The 4,307-nt window shown below is 62.4% G+C and carries 5 protein-coding genes; all 5 read left to right on the top strand.

The window, feature by feature from the left end:
* On the top strand, positions 1 to 766 hold a 766-nt coding region (locus VL752_RS21675; protein WP_325358653.1), incomplete at its 5' end, for an ATP-binding cassette domain-containing protein.
* Positions 766 to 1,740 (top strand): ABC transporter permease, encoded by a 975-nt coding sequence (locus VL752_RS21670; RefSeq protein WP_325358651.1) that lies wholly within the window; start codon positions 766 to 768, stop codon positions 1,738 to 1,740. The genes VL752_RS21675 and VL752_RS21670, both read left to right, overlap by 1 nt.
* A 78-nt stretch (positions 1,741 to 1,818) precedes the next feature.
* Positions 1,819 to 2,805 (top strand): sugar ABC transporter substrate-binding protein, encoded by a 987-nt coding sequence (locus VL752_RS21665; RefSeq protein WP_325358649.1) that lies wholly within the window; start codon positions 1,819 to 1,821, stop codon positions 2,803 to 2,805.
* 129 nt (positions 2,806 to 2,934) lie between these two features.
* Positions 2,935 to 3,309 carry a nuclear transport factor 2 family protein gene (locus VL752_RS21660; RefSeq protein WP_325358647.1) on the top strand — a complete coding sequence of 125 codons (375 nt, stop codon included), beginning with the start codon at positions 2,935 to 2,937 and terminating at the stop codon, positions 3,307 to 3,309.
* Positions 3,309 to 4,241: a ribokinase gene (gene rbsK / locus VL752_RS21655; protein ID WP_325358645.1), complete on the top strand. Its 933-nt coding sequence runs from the start codon at positions 3,309 to 3,311 to the stop codon at positions 4,239 to 4,241. Before VL752_RS21660 ends, rbsK begins: the two co-directional genes overlap by 1 nt.
* The last annotated feature ends 66 nt before the right edge of the window (positions 4,242 to 4,307 follow it).

Raw genomic sequence — 4,307 nt, 5'->3', positions numbered from 1 at the left:
GGCATTGATCCAACTCTCGCAGGCTGCTTGTGCGGGCATGGCGCCGATTGATCTCACCATCCGTCGCGGCGAGGTGCTGGGTGTCGCCGGTGCGGTCGGCTCCGGCAGCGCCGCGCTTGGCGAGCTTCTCGGCGGATTGCGGCGCCTCACCGCGGGAACCATCACCTTTTCCGGCCGCAGCATCGCGCCGCGCAATCCGGCCGAGGCCTTGAAGGCAGGAATTGCCTTCGTTCCGGAAGACCGGCGCACCGATGCTCTGCTGCTCGATCTTTCTATTTCGAGCAACTTTACTCTGCCGCTCATCGGGGCGGCCGGGAGCCGCCTGGTGAAACGCGGCGGCTTTCTCGATCTCGCACAGGAACGCGCGCTCGTGCGGCAGGAAATCGGGCACATGCAGGTGCGGCCGCCGCATCCGCGATTGCCGGCCCGCAGCCTCTCGGGCGGAAACCAGCAGAAGGTCGTGCTCGGCCGCTGGTTCCTGCATGACCGGCCCTGCCTGATCCTCAACAACCCGACCAAAGGCGTCGATGTCGGATCGAAGGCAGAAATCTACCGGCTGATCGGCGATCTTGCCGACAGTGGCCACTCCATCGTGCTGATCTCGAACTATAACCCGGAACTTCTGGGAACCGCAGACCGCATCATCGCATTCCGCGAGGGACAGCTGGTTGCGCATTACAACAAAGGGGAAGTCAGCGAAACCGAACTGTTGAAGACGACACTCGGCGGTAGCGAAATCATCCCCAGTCAAGAGGAGCTAGTCTAATGCGGAGCGCGTCAGACCGGGCCGGCTTTGCCAATGGCCTGGTGGCATTGCTGAATTCCTCCCTTGTGGCGGCGGTTCTGCTGGTGCTCGTCATTGGCTTCGCCATTGCCGCACCCGCTTTCATCAGCAGCAACAACGTTTTGACGCTGCTGCAGTCGGTCGCCGTGATCGCGGTGCTCGCGATCGGCCAGACCTTCGTCATCATCACGGCCGGGATTGATCTCTCCCAGGGGGCGGTCATCGGTCTCACCGGCATTCTCGGCGCGGGCATGATGGGCACCGGCGGCCTGGGCGGCATTCTGCTCGGCATCGTCGTGGCTCTGCTGGTCGGCGCCGGCGTCGGACTCGTCAACGGGTTACTGACCGCCTACACGAAGGTGCCGGCCTTCATCGTAACGCTCGGCACGCTCAGCATCGCGAGCGGCGCCGCTTTGCTGGTGACCGGCGGCCAGCCGATCTACCAGCTTCCGCCGATCTTCAATGCCTTCGGCACGGGCGCTCTGGGCATTTTCCCGGATATCATTCTCGTCAGCATCGTCCTCGCGATTATCGGACAGATCGTGCTCGGCCGAACGCGCTTCGGGCGCAGCATCTATGCAATCGGGAGCAATCCGCGCGCGGCTACCCTTTCCGGCCTTCCCGTTCGTCGCAACATCGTCCTGGTCTATACCATGTCCGGATTTCTCTCGGCGATCGGCGGTGTGCTGTTGACGGCTTACGTCAATTCGGCGTTGCCGACAGCGGGCGAAAATTATGAACTCGATTCGATTGCGGCTGTGGTCATCGGCGGTGGCAGCCTGTTCGGCGGCCAGGGCACGGTCTGGGCTTCGATGTTCGGTGTTCTTCTGATCGGCGTGCTCGCGAACGGCACGGACCTGATCGGCCTCTCCAACTATGCACAAACCGTGATCTTGGGATGTGTGGTCATTGGTGCGGTCTATGTTGACTCATTCAGAAAGAGAGTCGCAGTCTAGGACTCGAGGAAGCCAAGGCCGCATCCTCAACCATTCAAAGACAAGACAAGTAAAAAAATCAAAACAGGAGGAATGGACATGAAGACAATCAAGGGCTTGATCTGTGGCGGCATCTGCGCAACCGCTCTGGCGGTGGCGATCGGCCATGCCGCCCCGGCGCGCGCCGGGACCGCAAAGACGATCGAATTCATTCCCTCGGAGAGCACCACTCCCTATTTCCTGCGGGAATATGACGGCATCAAGCAGGAAGCGAGCAAATTCGGCTACCAGACCATCATGCGCGCGCCCTTCGCGATATCGGACGTCAGTTCGCAGATCAACATGACGGATACGGCGATCACGCGTGATGTCTCCGGCATCATCCTGGTTCCGTCGAGCCCGACTGCACTGCTGCCGCCGGTCCGCAAGGCGATGACCAAGAAGATCTACGTCATCGCGACCGACTCGACGTTGACGCCGATGGATGCCGCGACCTTCATCGCAGTACCGAATGCGAAAGCGGCGGCTGCGGCGGCGGATTATGCCGCCAAGATGGTCCACGGCCAGGGCCAGTATGCGATCATCGACTACAGTCTGAGCACAAGCTCCGGGCGGCAGCGCAATGACGGGTTTCATGCCGGCATGGCCAGTTACCCCGGGATGAAGTTCGCCGGCCTTGAGCTTAGCAATGGCGTGCCGCAGACAGCACTGCAGGAAACGACGACGCTGCTCGAGCGCAATCCGAAGATCAACGTCATCTTCGGCGCGAATGACCGCTCGGCCCTCGGTGTTGCGCAAGCGGTGGCGCGGATGCACTTGCAGAACAAGGTCGTGGTGGTCGGCTTCGATGCCGACCTCGGCGAGATCGGCTATATCAAGTCCGGGGTCATCAAAGCTTCCGTCTTGCAAAGCCCGGTGTTGATGGGTGAGCAGGCGGTAGACGCTCTGCACACGCTCTTCACCAATGGCGGTCAGCCAATGGCCAAGGATACGCCGGTTCCGTTCACGCTCGTAACCTCCAAGAATGTGCAGGACCCGGCTTCGGTCTCGGCGATCCAGCAGTATATCGGCGATTACAAGGGCTAGAGCGTGATCATGTGAATCACGCTGTCACTGATTGATGAGGGTCTGATTCACGGTTCAGATGAATCGCACGTGCGACTTCATCTGAACCGATCAGGCCCGAGGCAGAGTTCGCAATGGGAGACCCGGTCGATGACACCAAGAGAAGTGGCGGAAAACTACTGGCAGATTGAATGCACGCGTGATGTCGCGGCGATCCTCACCTGCTACGCGGAGGATGCCGAGCTTGTCGTGCCCGGCCTCGGCCGGCTTGTAGGGCACGACGAGATCAGGCGGTTCTATCAGACGAGTGTCGACCGGTTTCCGAGCCTGCAGGTTGATATCGTGGGCGCGGTTGAGCTTGGCGATGTCGGTGCCTTCGAGTGGCGGTCGGTCTTCAAGGACCATGGCGGGGCGCTGTTCCGATCGAAGGGCGCCAATGTCATCCGCATTGCCGGAAGCCGCTTCCAGTCGGTGCACGTCTACTTCGACCCGACGGAACTGGATGCGCCGGCGGGGAGTAACTGATGACCGGGCGCATCGGCGTGATCGGCAGCAACATGACCGACCTCATCACCTATGGCCCCCGCCTGCCCCGTGCGGGCGAAACGCTGGAAGCGGCGCGCTTCGCGGTCGGACGTGGCGGCAAAGGGGCCAACCAGGCGGTGGCCGCCGCCCGGCTGGGGGCGAGGGTCGCGATGGTCGGGCGGGTAGGGGCGGATGATTTCGGCCGCGAGACGCTGCGCAGCCTTCAATCCGATGGTGTCGACGTAACCCATGTCCTGGCCACGCCCGGCGCCACCACCGGCGTCGCTCCCATCTTCGTCGCGGCCAATGGCGAGAACAGCATCCTCATCGTCAAGGGTGCCAACGGGCTCGTGTCGCCGAAGGATGTGGAGGCGGCGGCGGATCTCCTGTTGAGTTGCGACCTCATTCTGCTGCAACTGGAAATTCCTCTCGAAACAGTCTATGCGACCATCGACTGGGCGCATCGGTGCGGCCGCCGCGTGCTGCTGAACCCGGCGCCGGCAACCGAAGCGCTTGCTGTCGAGCGCATCGCGAGTGTCGACTATTTCGTGCCCAACCAGAGCGAACTGGCGATCCTCACGAATCTGCCGACAGAGACTGCGGCAGAGGCGGAGGCGGCGGCACGCCATCTGCTGGATCGCGGCATGAAGGAAATCATCGTGACGCTCGGGGGAGATGGCGTGCTCCTCGTCCAGCCGGACCGCACGCTGCATATTCCAGCGGTTCCGGTCGAGGCGACGGACACGACCGGCGCCGGAGATGCCTTCATCGGCGCCTTCGCCTTTCACCTGACCTCTGGCCACGCGCTCGAAGCGGCGCTGTGCAGGGCCGCCGCCTATGCGGCTCTTTCCGTCACCCGTCCCGGCACGCAAACCTCGTTCGCGGGCGCGGATGAATTTCGCGGCTATCTCAACGCCACCGTCGAAAACTAGGGCGATAGCGGCCCCGCGTCAGCCTCGCACATGTCTTTCAATGGCCTCGGCCAATCCGCGCGGCTG

Origin of the sequence: Acidisoma sp. (assembly GCF_035492295.1) — a bacterium.
Classification (GTDB): Bacteria; Pseudomonadota; Alphaproteobacteria; order Acetobacterales; family Acetobacteraceae; genus Acidisoma.
Note: the sequence above shows the minus strand (reverse complement) of the source record. Positions and strands in the feature narration are given on the sequence as shown.